Genomic DNA, 15,992 nt, shown 5'->3' on the forward strand with positions numbered 1-15,992 from the left:
ATTCCGGCCAAGCATGACGCTCACCCGGAATCATTCGAAAAATTGTCGCCAAGTATCTTTTACAGCATGTCTTTTATCAACAATTCCGCCAGCTGCACAGCATTGAGCGCGGCACCTTTGCGTACGTTATCTGACGTCAGCCACAAGTTTAGTTCCGACAGGTCGTCGATACCCCGGCGAACCCGACCAACGTAGACCACATCCTGGCCTACCGCGTCACCCACCGGCGTCGGATAATCACCGGCCTCGACCAGTTCAATGCCCGGTGCGTCTTCCAGTGCGGCGTTGATTTTCGCCAGGTCGATCTCGCTGGCTGACTGCAAGGTCACGCTAAAGCTATCGCCAAAAAACACCGGAGCTTGAATGCACGTGACGGAAATCTTCAATGAAGGCAGCGCCATGACCTGACGCAGTTCGCGCACGAGGCGTTTTTCCAGCAACGTGTGACCTTGTTCATCCGGCTTGCCGACCTGGGCCAGCAGGTTGAAGGCCATCTGCCGATCAAAGAATTTCGGCTCCAACGGCCGTACATTCAGCAGTTCGGCCGTCTGCCGGGCCAGTTCGCTCACGGCTTCGCGGCCCTGGGCGGAGACTGCGAGGCTGGCGGTCAGGTTGATGCGCTGCAAGTCGAGCAAACCCAGCAACGGCGCAAGCACCACCGCCAATGTGGTTGCCGATGGACTCGGGCTGCTGACCTGGAATGGTTTTTTCAACCCGGCCAGTACTTGGGCGTTGGCTTCCGGCACCACTTGCGGTGCCTGGTCGGCCGGCAAGGCACCGGACAGATCGACAATCGAGCAACCGGCTGCCGTGGCGCGGGAAGCGAAACTCAAGGTTGCTGCCGGGCCTGCGGCAAAGAACACCAGCTGCACTTTACTGAAGTCGAACTCATCGACCTCGCGCACACGCACGTTCTTGCCACGAAACGGCACCGAACTGCCGGCGGATTCGCTGCTCGCCAGCAGGTGCAGGTTGCCGACCGGGAAGTCGCGTTCTTCGAGAATCTGCACGAGCGTTTCGCCGACAGTACCGGTGGCGCCGATCACGGCAATATCAATGGACTGGCTCATGGTTCTACCTCTGGCGAAACGGGGGGAGCGGCACTTTACCGGGTGGTTGGGGTGCAGGCAATTCGGCAGGGAGATTTGTGGTGTCTGTACCGGCCTCATCGCTGGCAAGCCAGCTCCCGCAGTGAACGGTATCAAGCACAAGATTTGCGTACACCATGAAACCTATGGGAGCTGGCTTGCCAGCTCCCACAGTGAACGGTATCAAGCACAAGATTTGTGTACACCATGAAACCTGTGGGAGCTGGCTTGCCAGCTCCCACAGTGAACGATATCAAGCACAAGATTTGCGTACACCATGAAACCTATGGGAGCTGGCTTGCCAGCTCCCGCAGTGAACGGTATCAAGCACAAGATTTGCGTACACCATGAAACCTGTGGGAGCTGGCTTGCCAGCGATGAGGCCAGACCAGACAACCGAAAAACCGCAGACATAAAAAAACCCGCACCTCTTGCAAGGCGCGGGTTCTTTCATTGCATCAATCGATCAACGCTCAAGCAGGATCCGCAGCATGCGACGCAGCGGTTCGGCCGCGCCCCACAGCAGTTGGTCGCCGACGGTGAACGCGCCGACGAATTGCGAACCCATGTTCAGCTTGCGCAGACGGCCGACCGGAACGTTCAGGGTACCGGTAACCTTGTTCGGGCTCAGTTCCTGAATGCTGGTCTCACGGTTGTTCGGCACCAGCTTGACCCAAGGGTTGTGCTGGCTGATCAGCCCTTCGATATCGGCGATCGGCACGTCTTTGTTCAGCTTGATGGTCAGCGCCTGGCTGTGGCAGCGCATGGCGCCGATGCGCACGCAGATGCCATCGACCGGGATCGGGCTCTTGAAGCGACCGAGGATCTTGTTGGTCTCGGCCTGGGCCTTCCACTCTTCGCGGCTCTGGCCGTTCGGCAGTTCCTTGTCGATCCACGGGATCAGGCTGCCGGCCAGCGGTACGCCGAAGTTTTCGGTCGGGTACGCGTCGCTGCGCATGGCTTCGGCGACACGACGGTCGATGTCGAGGATCGCGCTGGCCGGGTCGGCCAGTTGATCGGCGACAGCGGCGTGGGTCGCGCCCATTTGCTTGATCAGTTCACGCATGTTCTGCGCGCCGGCACCGGAGGCCGCCTGATAAGTCATGGCGCTCATCCACTCGACCAGACCGGCTTCGAACAGACCGCCGAGGCCCATCAGCATCAGGCTGACGGTACAGTTGCCGCCGATGTAGTTCTTGGTGCCCGCGTCCAGTTGCTGGTCGATGACCTTGCGGTTCACCGGATCCAGAACGATCACCGCGTCATCCTGCATGCGCAGGCTGGAAGCGGCGTCGATCCAGTAACCCTGCCAGCCGGCTTCGCGCAGTTTCGGGAAGACTTCGCTGGTGTAGTCGCCACCCTGGCAGGTCAGAATCACGTCGAGGGTTTTCAGCTCTTCAATGCTGTAAGCGTCCTTGAGCGGAGCAATGTCCTTGCCCACGGACGGGCCTTGGCCACCGACATTGGAAGTGGTGAAAAACACCGGCTCGATAAGATCGAAATCCTGCTCTTCCAGCATCCGCTGCATGAGCACGGAACCGACCATACCGCGCCAACCGATCAGACCTACACGTTTCATCGCAACTACACCTTCTTGAAATGTGGGCCGCTGCTTTCGGGGGTGAAATGGGCAGCGGGCCCGAGAGATTACAGATTCCGCAGCGCGGCGACTACTGCGTCACCCATTTCCTGCGTACCGACTTTAGTGCAACCGGCCGACCAGATGTCGCCCGTGCGCAAACCCTGATCCAGCACCAGGCTGACGGCTTTTTCGATGGCATCGGCCGCAGCTTGCTGGTTAAAGCTGTAACGCAACATCATCGACACCGACAAAATGGTCGCCAACGGGTTGGCAATGCCTTTGCCTGCGATGTCCGGCGCCGAACCGTGGCACGGCTCGTACATGCCCTTGTTGTTGGTGTCCAGGGATGCCGATGGCAGCATACCGATGGAACCGGTCAGCATCGAAGCCTGGTCGGACAGAATGTCGCCGAACATGTTGTCGGTGACAATCACGTCGAACTGCTTCGGTGTACGCACCAGCTGCATGGCGGCGTTGTCGACGTACATGTGGCTCAGTTCGACCTCAGGGTAATCCTTGGCCACTTCCTCGACAATTTCACGCCACAACTGGCTGGACGCCAATACGTTGGCTTTGTCCACCGAGCACAGCTTCTTGCCTCGGACCATGGCCATGTCGAAGCCGACGCGAGCAATGCGGCGGATTTCGCTTTCGCTGTACGGCAGGGTGTCGTAGGACTGACGCTCGCCGTTTTCCAGGGTACGGGTGCCGCGAGGTGCGCCGAAGTAGATACCGCCGGTCAGCTCACGAACGATCAGGATATCCAGGCCCGCGACGATTTCCGGCTTCAGGCTGGAAGCCTCGGCCAGTTGCGGGTAAAGGATCGCCGGACGCAGGTTGCCGAACAGGCCCAGTTGCGCACGGATTTTCAGCAGGCCGCGCTCAGGACGGATGTCACGCTCGATGGTGTCCCATTTCGGACCGCCGACCGCACCCAGCAGAACGGCATCGGCTGCGCGGGCACGCTCCAGGGTTTCATCGGCCAATGGCACGCCGTGCTTGTCGATGGCCGCGCCACCGATCACGTCGTGGCTCAGCTCGAAGCCCAGGGCGAACTTGTCACTGGCCAATTCCAGCACCTTGACCGCTTCGGCCATGATTTCCGGGCCAATACCGTCACCTGGGAGAATCAGAATCTGCTTGCTCATGCTTTCCTCATGTCATCAGTCGGTGCGCCCTGGGGGCGCGCCCGGAAAAATTCTATCGATCTGTACCTATCTTTCTACAAACAGTACCAACACATCGGTGCTGAACGAACCATCGGCCTCAATCTCGAAATATTCACGTACTTCGTTGCCCATCGACTGCTGCAATTCGCGGATGGCCGCGCGCATCACTTCAGGTGTGCGCATGCGTTCGACCCAGGAGTTGTACTCCAGACGCAGACGCTGCCGCGTGGTGCTGCGGGTATGCAACCCCGCCTCGCTGACCTGACGCAACCACTCGCCGGCGGAATAATCGCGCACATGGCTGGTGTCGCGCAGCACTTCAACGCTTTGCAGGTAAGTGTCGAACAACGGGCTGCCCGGTGACAACACATCGATGAATGCCGCCACCCCGCCCGGCTTCAACACCCGGCGAACTTCCCGCAACGCCAGGCCGAGATCGCTCCAGTGGTGCGCCGAATAACGGCTGAACACGAAGTCGAACTCGCCATCGGCGAACGGCAGGCGCTCGGCGGCGCCGTTGACCGTTGTTATGTTGCTCAAGCCACGATCGGCAGCCGCGGCGGTGACCACATCGAGCATCTGCTGCGACAGGTCGTAAGCCACCACTTCTTTCACCAGCGACGCCACGTGGAAACTCACATGACCGGCGCCGCAACCCAGGTCCAGAACCCGGGCTTCGCCCTGCCCTGCCAGTTCAGCCTGTAGCAGCGCGAATTCGGTGCCTTGAGCGTGGACTGCGCTGCTCAGGTAGGCCGAAGCCTGTTCACCGAATTGCTTCTGGACTACCTGGCTGTGCTGAGCGGTGCTGGTCATGGGGGACTTCCTTTTTCAGGGTTTAGTCTTGTGGTGTCTGTCCGGGCCTCATCGCTGGCAAGCCAGCTCCTACAGTGATTTGCGGCGCTCACAAACCTGTAGGAGCTGGCTCGCCAGCGATGGGGCCGGCACTAACTACCGAAAATCACGCGTCGCGAAACAACCAAGGCTGGCTCGCCCGGTGCTTGCCTTCAAACGTCGCAATCGCCTCGTGGTCCTGCAACGTCAGGCCGATATCGTCCAGACCGTTGAGCAAGCAATGCTTACGGAAGGCATCGATTTCGAAGCTCAACACCTTGCCATCCGGACGGGTGACGGTCTGGGCTTGAAGATCGACCTGCAACTGATAACCCGGATTGGCCTCGACCTGCTGGAACAGCTCATCCACTTCGGCGTCGCTCAAGATGATCGGCAGCAAGCCGTTCTTGAAGCTGTTGTTAAAGAAGATGTCGGCGTAGCTCGGCGCGATGATGCTGCGGAAACCGTACTCTTCCAGCGCCCACGGCGCGTGTTCGCGGCTGGAGCCGCAACCGAAGTTCTCGCGGGCCAGCAACACGCTGGCGCCTTGGTAACGCTCGGCGTTGAGTACGAAGTCCTTGTTCAGCGGACGCTTGGAGTTGTCCTGATACGGCTGCCCCACATCCAGATAACGCCATTCATCGAACAGGTTCGGGCCGAAACCGGTGCGCTTGATCGACTTCAAAAACTGCTTCGGAATGATCTGATCGGTGTCGACGTTGGCACGATCCAAAGGCGCGACAAGTCCAGTGTGCTGGGTAAATGCTCTCATGCTTACTGCGCTCCCTGGATCAATTCACGGACGTCGACGAAACGACCGTTTACAGCCGCGGCGGCGGCCATGGCCGGGCTGACGAGGTGCGTACGGCCACCGGCGCCCTGACGGCCTTCGAAGTTACGGTTCGACGTGGAAGCGCAATGTTCGCCCGACTCCAAACGGTCCGGGTTCATCGCCAGGCACATCGAGCAACCCGGCTCGCGCCATTCGAAACCGGCTTCGAGGAAAATCTTGTCCAGGCCTTCCGATTCGGCCTGAGCCTTCACCAGACCCGAGCCCGGCACCACGATGGCCTGCTTGATGGTCGAGGCCACTTTGCGGCCCTTGGCAATGACGGCAGCAGCGCGCAGATCTTCGATGCGCGAGTTGGTGCAGGAACCGATGAAGACGCGGTCCAGTTGAATGTCGGTGATCGCCTGATTGGCGGTCAAACCCATGTATTTCAAAGCGCGTTCGATGGAACCGCGCTTGACCAGGTCCATTTCCTTCGCAGGATCCGGAACGTTCTGATCCACAGCCAACACCATCTCGGGCGAAGTGCCCCAGCTGACTTGCGGCTTGATCTGGGTCGCGTCGAGCTCGACGATGGTGTCGAACTTGGCGTCTTGATCAGACACCAGGTCTTTCCACGCTTCGACCGCCAAGTCCCACTCCGCGCCTTTTGGAGCGAATGGACGGCCCTTGACGTAAGCCACGGTTTTTTCGTCAGCCGCCACCAGACCTACGCGAGCGCCGGCCTCGATGGACATGTTGCAAATGGTCATGCGGCCTTCAACGGACAGGTCACGAATCGCGCTACCGGCGAACTCGATGGCGTGGCCGTTACCACCGGCGGTGCCGATCTTGCCGATCACGGCGAGGACGATGTCCTTGGCGGTCACGCCGAACGGCAATTTGCCTTCGACGGAAACCAGCATGTTTTTCATTTTCTTGGCGACCAGGCACTGGGTGGCGAGCACATGCTCGACCTCGGAGGTGCCGATACCGTGAGCCAAAGCGCCGAACGCACCGTGGGTGGAGGTGTGGGAGTCGCCGCAGACCACGGTCATGCCCGGCAAGGTAGCGCCCTGCTCCGGGCCGATGACGTGGACGATGCCTTGGCGGACGTCGTTCATCTTGAATTCGACGATGCCGTATTCATCGCAGTTGTCGTCGAGGGTCTGGACCTGCAAACGCGAGACCTGGTCAACAATGGCGTCGATGCCGCCCTTGCGCTCTGGGGTCGTCGGTACGTTGTGGTCCGGGGTCGCGATGTTGGCATCGATGCGCCAAGGCTTGCGCCCGGCCAGACGCAGGCCTTCAAAGGCTTGCGGCGAAGTCACTTCGTGGATGATGTGACGATCGATGTAGATCAGCGCAGAGCCATCGTCGCGCTGCTTGACCAAATGCGAATCCCAGAGCTTGTCGTAGAGCGTTTTGCCGGCCATCAGACGGTTCCTCATCAGCTTGTTTCTATGCCCTGGATCTTGAGAATTTCAATAACCCTTTGGCTTGTGAGGCTGATCCTATGGGGTTACATTAAATAACTCAAATTCATATTTTTTATGCTTTGGATAACCAACTGGAATGCGACCATGGACCTGGCCAACCTCAATGCCTTTATTGCTATCGCGGAGACCGGAAGCTTCTCTGGCGCGGGCGAACGGCTGCACCTGACACAACCAGCCATCAGCAAACGCATCGCCGGGCTGGAGCAGCAATTGAAGGTGCGACTGTTCGATCGACTGGGCCGCGAGGTCGGGTTGACCGAGGCCGGTCGCGCCCTGCTGCCACGGGCCTACCAGATTTTGAACGTCCTCGATGATACGCGCCGTGCGTTGACTAACCTCTCGGGCGAGGTGACCGGCCGTCTGACCCTGGCCACCAGTCACCACATTGGCCTGCACCGTTTGCCGCCCTTATTAAGGGAGTTCACCCGACGCTATCCGGAAGTGGCGCTGGATATTCAGTTTCTCGATTCGGAAGTGGCCTACGAAGAAATCCTCCATGGCCGCGCCGAACTGGCAGTCATTACCCTCGCGCCGGAACCCCACGCGTTGGTCAAGGCGACGCCGGTGTGGGATGACCCGCTGGATTTCGTGGTCGCCCCGGAGCATTCGCTACTGCTCAATGGCAAGGTCAGCCTGGCGGATATCGCCCGTCACCCGGCGGTGTTTCCCGGCGGCAACACCTTCACCCACCACATCGTCCAGCGCCTGTTCGAAGCCCAGGGGCTGACGCCGAACATCGCCATGAGCACCAACTACCTGGAGACCATCAAGATGATGGTCTCCATTGGCCTTGCCTGGAGTGTATTGCCGCGCACCATGCTCGATGATCAAGTTGCACGAATACCACTGCCGGGCATACAACTCTCTCGCCAGCTAGGCTATATCCTGCACACAGAACGGACGCTGTCGAATGCAGCACGGGCCTTCATGGCGCTGCTGGATGCTCAAATCGAACTGCCAGGGACTCAAGGCTGACTTGTGCTACTCCTATAGAGCCGCGAAATCCTGTGCCAAATGCCCACCTCAGCCTAAGGCTTGCCAATGCCGAAATCTGTAGACCGTATTCCGCCGATGCCGCGTATTCAGGCACTTGACCCAAAACGATCCGAGCAGAGTTGGGAAAGTGCCTCACAATTGCTGGCCGCCCTGAACGGCGCGCGTCTGGGTGCCTGGTATTGGGACATTGAACGCGGGCAGATCAGTTGGTCGCGGGGTACGCAGGCGTTGTTTGGCTTCGATCCACGGCAACCGTTGCCGGCCGATCTGGAATACCTCGACTTGCTGCCTCCGGAAGATCGGGCGAAAACCGTTCGCGCGTTCCACGCCGTCATCGCCGGCGCGCCGCTGGAGCAAGCGATGCACCATCGCATTCGCTGGCCCGATGGCAGCCTGCATTGGCTGGAAATCAACGGCAGCCTGTTGCCAGACAAACACGGCCGTCCCCGCATGATCGGCGTGATCCGCGAGATCACCCACCAGCGCCAACGTGAACAGGCGTTGAGCAGCTCGGAAAAACGCTTCGCCACGCTGTTTCACCTGTGCCCGAACATGGTCCTGCTGACTCGCCAGGACGACGGCCTGATCACCGAAGCCAATCAGTATTTCGAGAGCCTGTTCGGCTGGCCGGTACAACACGCCATCGGCCGCACCACCCTGGAACTCGGCCTGTGGGTGCACCCCGAACAACGGGAGGAACTGGTCAAGGCCACCAAGGCCAAAGGCGAATTGGTCAGCATGGAGGTGCAGTTTCGCGCCAGCAATGGCCAGATCCACGATGGCATCCTCAGCGCGCAAAAGGTCGAACTCGAAGGCCATCCCTATTTGCTGAGCACGTTTCTCGACACCACGGAACGCAAAGCGGCCGAACACGCCTTGAAGGACAGCCAGGAGCGACTCGACCTGGCCCTGGACTCGGCGCAACTGGGCACCTGGGATTGGCACATTCCCAGCGGCATGCTCTACGGTTCGGCCCGCGCCGCGCAGTTGCACGGGATGGAAGCCAAGCCTTTCCATGAATCCTTCGACGAGTTTTTCGAGGGTGTGCCCGATGAAGAACGCGACACCATGCGCGATGCCTATCGCAGCCTGCGCGAAGGCCCGGCCGGCAACTATCAATTGACCTATCGCGTGCAGTTGCCGGACGGCAGCTCGCGTTATCTGGAAAGCCGTGCCCGGCTCTATCGCGACGAAAACGGCGTGCCGCTGCGCATGGCCGGCACCCTGCTCGACATCACCGATCAGGTCGAACGCGAACAACAACTGGTGGCCTCCGAAGAGAAGTTCGCCACCCTGTTCCAGGTCAGCCCGGACCCGATCTGCGTGACCCGCCAGGACACCGGGCAATTCATCGAAATCAACTCCAGTTTCACCCAGACATTCGGCTGGAGCGCCGCCGATGTGATCGGCCGTAGCGCCGACGAAATCGGCCTGTGGGATGCTTCAGCAAAGAGCCTGCAACGGATCGAACAGGTCATTCGCGAGCAAGCGCTGAATAACGTGGCAATCCTGGTGCAACACAAGGATGGGCAGCCCGTGACGTGCGTGATTTCCAGCCGCCAGATTAACGTTGGCGACCAGCCATGCGTCGTCACTACCCTGCGCGATATCTCTCAACAACAGCGCTCGGAAGCCGCGCTCAAGGCCAGCGAAGAAAAGTTCGCCAAGGCATTCCACTCAAGCCCTGACGCCATCACCATCACCGAACGCGACACCGGGCGTTATCTTGAAGTCAACGATGGTTTCAGCCGCTTGACCGGCTACCGTGCCGACGAAGTGGTCGGTCGCACCGTGTATCAGATCGGGATCTGGGCCGAAGAAAAACAGCGCTCGGCGTTGTTGGCCGAACTGCAGCTCAAGGGCCGGGTCCATCACCTGGAAATGCTCGGGCGTAACAAGCGTGGCGAGTTGCTGACCGTCGAGGTCTCGGTGGAGCCGATCACCCTCAACGAAACCGCGTGCCTGCTGCTGACCGCGCGGGACGTCAGCCTGTTGAAAAACGCCGAAGCGCAGATCCGTCATCTGGCCTACCACGACCCGCTGACCAACCTGCCCAATCGCGCACTGTTGATGGATCGCCTGAGCCAGCAGATCGCCCTGCTCAAACGCCACAACCTGCGCGGCGCCTTGATGTTTCTCGATCTCGACCACTTCAAGCACATCAACGATTCCCTCGGCCATCCGGTCGGCGACACGGTGCTGAAAATCATCACCGCGCGCCTTGAAGCCAGCGTGCGCATGGAGGACACCGTCGCGCGATTGGGCGGTGATGAATTTGTGGTGCTGCTGAGCGGCCTAGAAGGCTCGCGCAACGAGGTCAGCAATCAGGTCATACAGCTGGCGGATACTATCCGCGAGTTGCTCTCGGAGCCGATGTTCCTCGACGGCCAACGCCTGCAAGTGACACCGAGCATCGGTATTGCGCTGATTCCCGATCACGGCTCGACACCGACCGACTTGCTCAAGCGCGCCGATATCGCGCTGTATCGCGCCAAGGATTCAGGGCGTAACACCGCGCAGATGTACCACAACACCATGCAGAAGGCCGCGAGCGAACGCCTGCGCATGGAAACCGACTTGCGCCTGGCCCTTTCCCGGGGTGAGTTCCGCGTGCATTACCAACCCCAGGTAGACGCCCGGAATAACCGCATCGTCGGTGCCGAAGCGCTGGTGCGCTGGAATCACCCTGAACTTGGCGCGCAATCACCGACCGAATTCATCAAGGTATTGGAGGACAGCGGACTGATTCTGGAGGTCGGCAGCTGGATCGTCGATGAAGCCTGCAAGTCCTTCAGGCAACTGATCCTGAAAGGCCTGGTGGACCCACTGAATTTCAGCCTGTGCGTGAACATCAGCCCACGGCAATTCCGCCAGAACGACTTTGTCGAACGCATCGAAAACAGCCTCGCCAGCTACGGCCTGCCCTGCTCGCTGCTGAAACTGGAAATTACCGAAGGCATCGTGATCCAGAACCTGGAAGACACCATCAATAAAATGCGTCGCCTGAAAAAACTCGGCGTAAGCTTTGCCATGGACGACTTTGGCACCGGTTACTCGTCGCTGACCTACCTCAAGCGCCTGCCGGTCGACACCCTGAAAATCGACCAGTCATTCATCCGCGACGCCACCACCGACCCCAACGACGCCGAAATCATTCGCGCCATCGTCGCCATGGCACGCAGCCTGGAACTCAAAGTGATCGCCGAAGGTGTGGAAACTCCGGAGCAACTGGAGTTCTTGCAGGGGCTGGACTGCCATTTCTATCAGGGGTATTTGCACAGCCCGCCGTTGCCGGTGGAAGAGTTTCAAAAACTGCTCAGGTGACACTTCCCCTCTGTAGGAGCTGCCGCAGGCTGCGATCTTTTGATTTTGGATTTCAAGATCAAAAGATCGCAGCCTGCGGCAGCTCCTACAGGTTATTCCTCGTTTTCCATACCTTCGTATGAATCGCTAAAACCCATACGTGACGTCACTGACCCTGTGTACAAGTGACGCTGTTCGGGGCGCGCCGTACATTGACCCCACGCATTCGGATCGCGGATGAACATCCCGCCCCACTGATCATGATCGCGGCAACCGGTCATTTTCCCGCGTAACACCCCGGCCACTCTTCCCGATCACAGGGCCGGGTTTTCTGCGCCCGCATACCCGTTATGCGGGCGCTTTTTTTTAACAGTGAGGTGATCCATGGGTGAATACCGCAAATTATGGTGGTCGCTGATTGGCGTCCTCGGCGTGACCTTCTGCCTGCTCGGGTGGTTCGGCCACGAGATTTACCGACAGGCGCCACCGATTCCCGAACAGGTGCAAAACGTCGAGGGCAAAACCTTGTTCGGCGCCAGCGACATTCTCGACGGCCAAACCGCCTGGCAGAGCATCGGCGGCATGCAGTTGGGCTCGATCTGGGGTCATGGTGCCTATCAGGCGCCGGACTGGACCGCCGACTGGTTGCACCGCGAACTGCTCGCCTGGCTGGATCTGGCGGCACAGCAAAGTTACGCCAAGCCCTATCAGGATATCGGTGACGATCAGCAGGCCCTGTTGCGCCATCAACTCAAGCGCGAATACCGCGGCAACCGACTGCTGAACGGCACGCTGGTACTCAGCGAGCGCCGCGTCCAGGCCATCGCCCAAACCGCGGCGTATTACCATGCGCTATTCGGCAATGACGCTGCGCTGCACGGCAGCCGCGAAAGCTTTGCCATGAAAGAAAACACCTTGCCCGACGAAGCCCGGCGCGAGCAGTTGACGCACTTTTTCTTCTGGACTGCCTGGGCTGCGGCCACCGAACGCGATGGTCAGACGGCGACCTTTACCAACAACTGGCCCCACGAACCGTTGATTGACAATCACCCGACCGCAGAAAACATGGTCTGGTCGATTGTCAGCATCGTCGTGCTGCTGGCGGGTGTCGGTTTTCTGGTCTGGGGCTGGGCGTTCCTGCGTAACCACGAAGACGGCGAACCCAAAGTGCCGCTTCAGGACCCGCTGAGCCTGATCAAGCTCACACCTTCGCAAAAAGCCCTGGGCAAATACCTGTTGCTGGTCGGCGCGCTGTTCGGCTTCCAGGTACTGATGGGTGGCGTGACGGCTCACTACACAGTCGAAGGCCAGGATTTCTATGGGGTGCCGCTCTCGAAGTGGTTCCCTTATTCGCTGACCCGGACCTGGCACCTGCAGAGCGCGATGTTCTGGATCGCTACCGGTTTCCTGGCGGCCGGGTTGTTTCTGGCGCCGTTCATCAACGGTGGCAAAGACCCGAAATGGCAGAAGCTCGGGGTCGATGTGCTGTTCTGGGCGTTGGTGCTGGTGGTGGTGGGTTCGTATGCCGGCAACTTCCTCGCCATCGCACAATTGATGCCGCAGCAATGGAGTTTCTGGCTCGGCCACCAGGGTTACGAATACGTTGATTTGGGTCGCCTGTGGCAAATCGCCAAATTCGCCGGGATCGTGTTCTGGCTGGTGCTGATGTTGCGCGCGATGGTCCCTGCCTTGCGCCAGCCCGGCGACAAGAACCTGCTGGCGCTGTTGGCCGCGTCCGTGGTGGCCATCGGTTTGTTCTACGGCGCCGGCCTGTTTTATGGCGAGCGCACGAATCTGTCGGTCATGGAGTACTGGCGCTGGTGGGTCGTGCATTTGTGGGTCGAAGGGTTCTTTGAAGTCTTCGCCACGACCGCACTGGCGTTCATCTTCACCAGCATGGGCCTGGTCTCCAAGCGCCTGGCCACAACCGCTACGCTGGGCTCGGCCTCGCTGTTCATGCTCGGCGGCGTGCCCGGCACGTTCCACCACATCTACTTCGCCGGCACCACCACGCCGGTGATGGCCGTTGGCGCAACGTTCAGCGCCCTGGAAGTGGTGCCGTTGATTTTGCTGGGCCACGAAGCCTGGGAGAACTGGCGCCTGAAAGAACGCGCGCCGTGGATGGCCCAGCTTCGCTGGCCGTTGCAGTTCTTTATCGCTACGGCGTTCTGGAACATGCTCGGCGCCGGGGTGTTCGGCTTCCTGATCAACCCACCGATTGCGCTGTATTACATCCAGGGCCTGAACACCACGCCATTGCACGCTCACGCGGCGCTGTTCGGGGTTTACGGTTCCCTTGCACTGGGCTTTTGCTTGCTGATCCTGCGCTACCTGCGACCGAATTTGCGGTTCAACGACCGCCTGATGAAAACCGGTTTCTGGTGGCTTAACGGTGGTCTGATGCTGATGATCGTCACCAGTTTGCTGCCCATCGGTCTCCTGCAGTTCTACGCCAGCGCCAGCCAGGGCTTGTGGTACGCCCGCAGCGAAGCGTTCATGCAGCAGAACCTGCTGCAAACCCTGCGTTGGGTTCGCACCTTCGGTGACATTGTGTTTCTGGTCGGCGCCTTTGCGGTGATCTGGCAAATCGCCGGGGGCTTGCTGTTTTCGTCCCGGCACCCGCGAGCGGTGGAGTCCGCAACCGTGACCGGCCAACGTTAAATCGCAGACACAAAAAAGGGCGCCATTGGCGCCCTTCTTGTTTGCTCCGCTTAGTGTTGCAGAGCTGGTTTTTGCGTCCCGTTGATCGGGATGCGCTTGGCTTTCGCCTCTTCCGGAATCACCCGCAGCAGGTCAATGCTCAACAGACCGTTGCTCAGGTCGGCAGCCTTGATTTCGATGTGGTCTGCCAGTCGGAACGACAGCTTGAACGCGCGCTGGGCGATGCCTTGATGCAGGAAGGTCACGCCTTCATTCGCATCGCGCTTGCCGCCACTGATGGTCAGCACACCCTTCTCCACTTGCAGCTCCAGGTCTTCTTCCTGGAAACCGGCCGCGGCCACGACGATGCGGTATTGATCGTCACCGTGCTTTTCGACGTTGTAGGGTGGGTAAGTGCTGCCTGGCTCGTTGCGCAGGGCGGTTTCGAACAAGTCGTTGAAACGGTCGAAGCCTACCGAGGAACGGAACAGTGGGGCCAGGGAAAATGCAGTAGTCATGGTTCAAATCTCCTGAAAACAATCAGCAAGGTTTTTTGTCTCCGCGACCCGAATTCGGCATCGCGTAACCCTTAGATAGGGACCGCTGATTTCTTTTCAAGAGGTTTTTTTCAGTTTTTTTTAAACGGTTTTCAGGCGGCTTCTGCCACTTGCAGACCCAGCAAGCGTGAAACCTGATCCAGTTCAGTCTCTCGACGCAGCACGGTAAACAGCTCTACGGCCTCAGGATAATTGCGGGTCAACATCGCCAGCCACTGCTTCAAGCGACCCGGCGATTGGCGCGCGGTCATTTGCGCCTTGGCTTGCAGCCAGAAGTCCTGGATCAGCGGCAGCAGCTCGGCCCAGGTCATCTCGACGACCTCTTCGCCGGCCCGCGCCGCGGCGATTTGCCGGGCCAGATCCGGGCGCGAAACCAGGCCGCGGCCGAGCATGATGTCCTCCACGCCGCTGATTTCGCGGCAACGGCGCCAGTCTTCGACGCTCCAGATATCGCCGTTGGCGAACACCGGCACCTTGACCACGTCCTGCACCCGGGGAATCCACTCCCAATGCGCCGGCGGCTTGTAGCCGTCCATTTTGGTCCGCGCGTGAACCACGATGTGTTCCGCGCCGCCTTCGGCCAGTGCCGTGGCGCAGACCAGCGAACCGTCCGGACTGTCGAAACCCAGGCGCATTTTCGCGGTGACCGGAATGTGCGCCGGAACGGCGCGACGGACATGCTCGACGATCTGGTTCAGCAGCTCAGGCTCTTTGAGCAACACTGCGCCGCCACGGGACTTGTTCACGGTCTTGGCCGGGCAGCCGAAATTCAGGTCAATGACTTCAGAGCCCAGTTCGCAAGCCAGCGCGGCGTTTTCCGCCAGGCAGACCGGATCGGAACCCAACAGCTGCACACGCAGCGGTACACCAGAAGCGGTGCGGGCACCATTCAGCAATTCTGGACCGAACTTGTGGAAGTAGGCAGGCGTGAGCAACTGATCGTTGACACGAATGAACTCGGTTACGCACCAGTCAATGCCGCCCACTCGGGTCAGCACGTCGCGCAGGATGTCGTCGGCCAACCCCTCCATGGGCGCCAAAGCAATTTGCATGAAAAACACACTCAACGAAAAACGTGCGGCAGTTTACTGGATTACGGCCCTGAAAAGGTTGTGTCAGGCAGGAATTTGAATGGCCGGGCCGTATCCCTCAATGAATTCAGCCGGCATGCGCTTGGGCTTGCCGCTGGACAGCTCAATGCAAACGAACGTGGTTTGCGCCCGCAGCAACGTCGAGTTGTCGCTCGGGCGCTTCAACTGGAAGTGACGGGTCATTTTCAGACGCTGGTCCCAATCGACGATCCATGTCGCCAACTGCAGCTCATCGCCTTCATAAGCGGCCGCCAGATAATCGATCTCATGACGCACCACCGCCATCGCGCGGTCTAGCCGACGATACTCGACCAGATCCAGCCCCAGGCGTTGAGAGTGGCGCCAGGCACAGCGCTCGAGCCAGGTCACGTACACCGCGTTATTGGCGTGGCCCAGCCCGTCGATGTCTTCGGCGCCCACTTGCAGATCAATGATAAATGGCGTTGCCCGATCCCAGCCCATGCCCC

General features: G+C 59.7%; 12 protein-coding genes. 3 read left to right on the top strand and 9 right to left on the bottom strand.

Going from position 1 to position 15,992, the window contains the following annotated elements; all coding sequences use genetic code 11:
- Positions 1–59: 59 nt before the first annotated feature.
- From KGB21_RS00785 to leuC, 6 genes are all read right to left on the bottom strand, one after another.
- On the bottom strand, positions 60–1,070 hold the full coding sequence (locus tag KGB21_RS00785; RefSeq protein WP_223503110.1) for an aspartate-semialdehyde dehydrogenase: 1,011 nt from the start codon (positions 1,068–1,070) through the stop codon (positions 60–62).
- Between the two features lie 484 nt (positions 1,071–1,554).
- Positions 1,555–2,667 (bottom strand): aspartate-semialdehyde dehydrogenase, encoded by a 1,113-nt coding sequence (gene asd, locus KGB21_RS00790; protein ID WP_034150917.1) that lies wholly within the window; start codon positions 2,665–2,667, stop codon positions 1,555–1,557.
- 68 nt (positions 2,668–2,735) lie between these two features.
- Complete coding sequence (gene leuB, locus KGB21_RS00795; protein ID WP_223503112.1) at positions 2,736–3,818, bottom strand: 3-isopropylmalate dehydrogenase; 1,083 nt, start codon at positions 3,816–3,818, stop codon at positions 2,736–2,738.
- 66 nt (positions 3,819–3,884) lie between these two features.
- Complete coding sequence (locus tag KGB21_RS00800) at positions 3,885–4,652, bottom strand: class I SAM-dependent methyltransferase (protein ID WP_223503114.1); 768 nt, start codon at positions 4,650–4,652, stop codon at positions 3,885–3,887.
- Between the two features lie 145 nt (positions 4,653–4,797).
- Positions 4,798–5,442 (bottom strand): 3-isopropylmalate dehydratase small subunit, encoded by a 645-nt coding sequence (gene leuD / locus KGB21_RS00805; protein WP_034150914.1) that lies wholly within the window; start codon positions 5,440–5,442, stop codon positions 4,798–4,800.
- Between the two features lie 2 nt (positions 5,443–5,444).
- Positions 5,445–6,875: a 3-isopropylmalate dehydratase large subunit gene (leuC, locus tag KGB21_RS00810; protein WP_034150913.1), complete on the bottom strand. Its 1,431-nt coding sequence runs from the start codon at positions 6,873–6,875 to the stop codon at positions 5,445–5,447.
- 147 nt (positions 6,876–7,022) lie between these two features.
- Here leuC and KGB21_RS00815 point away from each other — a divergent pair, with 147 nt between their 5' ends.
- The 3 genes from KGB21_RS00815 to KGB21_RS00825 all read left to right on the top strand — a co-directional run bounded on the left by KGB21_RS00815 (position 7,023) and on the right by KGB21_RS00825 (position 13,898).
- Positions 7,023–7,913 carry a LysR family transcriptional regulator gene (locus KGB21_RS00815; protein WP_034150912.1) on the top strand — a complete coding sequence of 297 codons (891 nt, stop codon included), beginning with the start codon at positions 7,023–7,025 and terminating at the stop codon, positions 7,911–7,913.
- Positions 7,914–7,979: 66 nt separating this feature from the next.
- On the top strand, positions 7,980–11,258 hold the full coding sequence (locus KGB21_RS00820; protein ID WP_223503116.1) for a PAS domain S-box protein: 3,279 nt from the start codon (positions 7,980–7,982) through the stop codon (positions 11,256–11,258).
- A 363-nt stretch (positions 11,259–11,621) separates the two neighbouring features.
- Entirely contained in the window at positions 11,622–13,898 is a 2,277-nt protein-coding gene (locus KGB21_RS00825) for a nitric-oxide reductase large subunit (RefSeq protein ID WP_223503118.1), read from the top strand.
- Between the two features lie 50 nt (positions 13,899–13,948).
- Here the strand turns inward: KGB21_RS00825 and KGB21_RS00830 are convergent, their stop codons facing one another.
- From KGB21_RS00830 to KGB21_RS00840, 3 genes are all read right to left on the bottom strand, one after another.
- Positions 13,949–14,395, bottom strand: a complete 447-nt coding sequence (locus tag KGB21_RS00830) for an Hsp20 family protein (RefSeq protein WP_034150909.1) — start codon at positions 14,393–14,395, stop codon at positions 13,949–13,951.
- Positions 14,396–14,526: 131 nt separating this feature from the next.
- A complete protein-coding gene (locus KGB21_RS00835) occupies positions 14,527–15,486 on the bottom strand; it encodes a tRNA dihydrouridine synthase (RefSeq protein WP_223503120.1) in 960 nt (319 codons plus the stop codon).
- A 63-nt stretch (positions 15,487–15,549) separates the two neighbouring features.
- Positions 15,550–15,987 carry an acyl-CoA thioesterase gene (locus tag KGB21_RS00840; protein WP_223503122.1) on the bottom strand — a complete coding sequence of 146 codons (438 nt, stop codon included), beginning with the start codon at positions 15,985–15,987 and terminating at the stop codon, positions 15,550–15,552.
- Positions 15,988–15,992 lie beyond the last annotated feature (5 nt).

It is taken from the genome of Pseudomonas sp. GL-RE-29, from assembly GCF_019947275.1.
GTDB lineage: Bacteria > Pseudomonadota > Gammaproteobacteria > Pseudomonadales > Pseudomonadaceae > Aquipseudomonas > Aquipseudomonas fluorescens_A.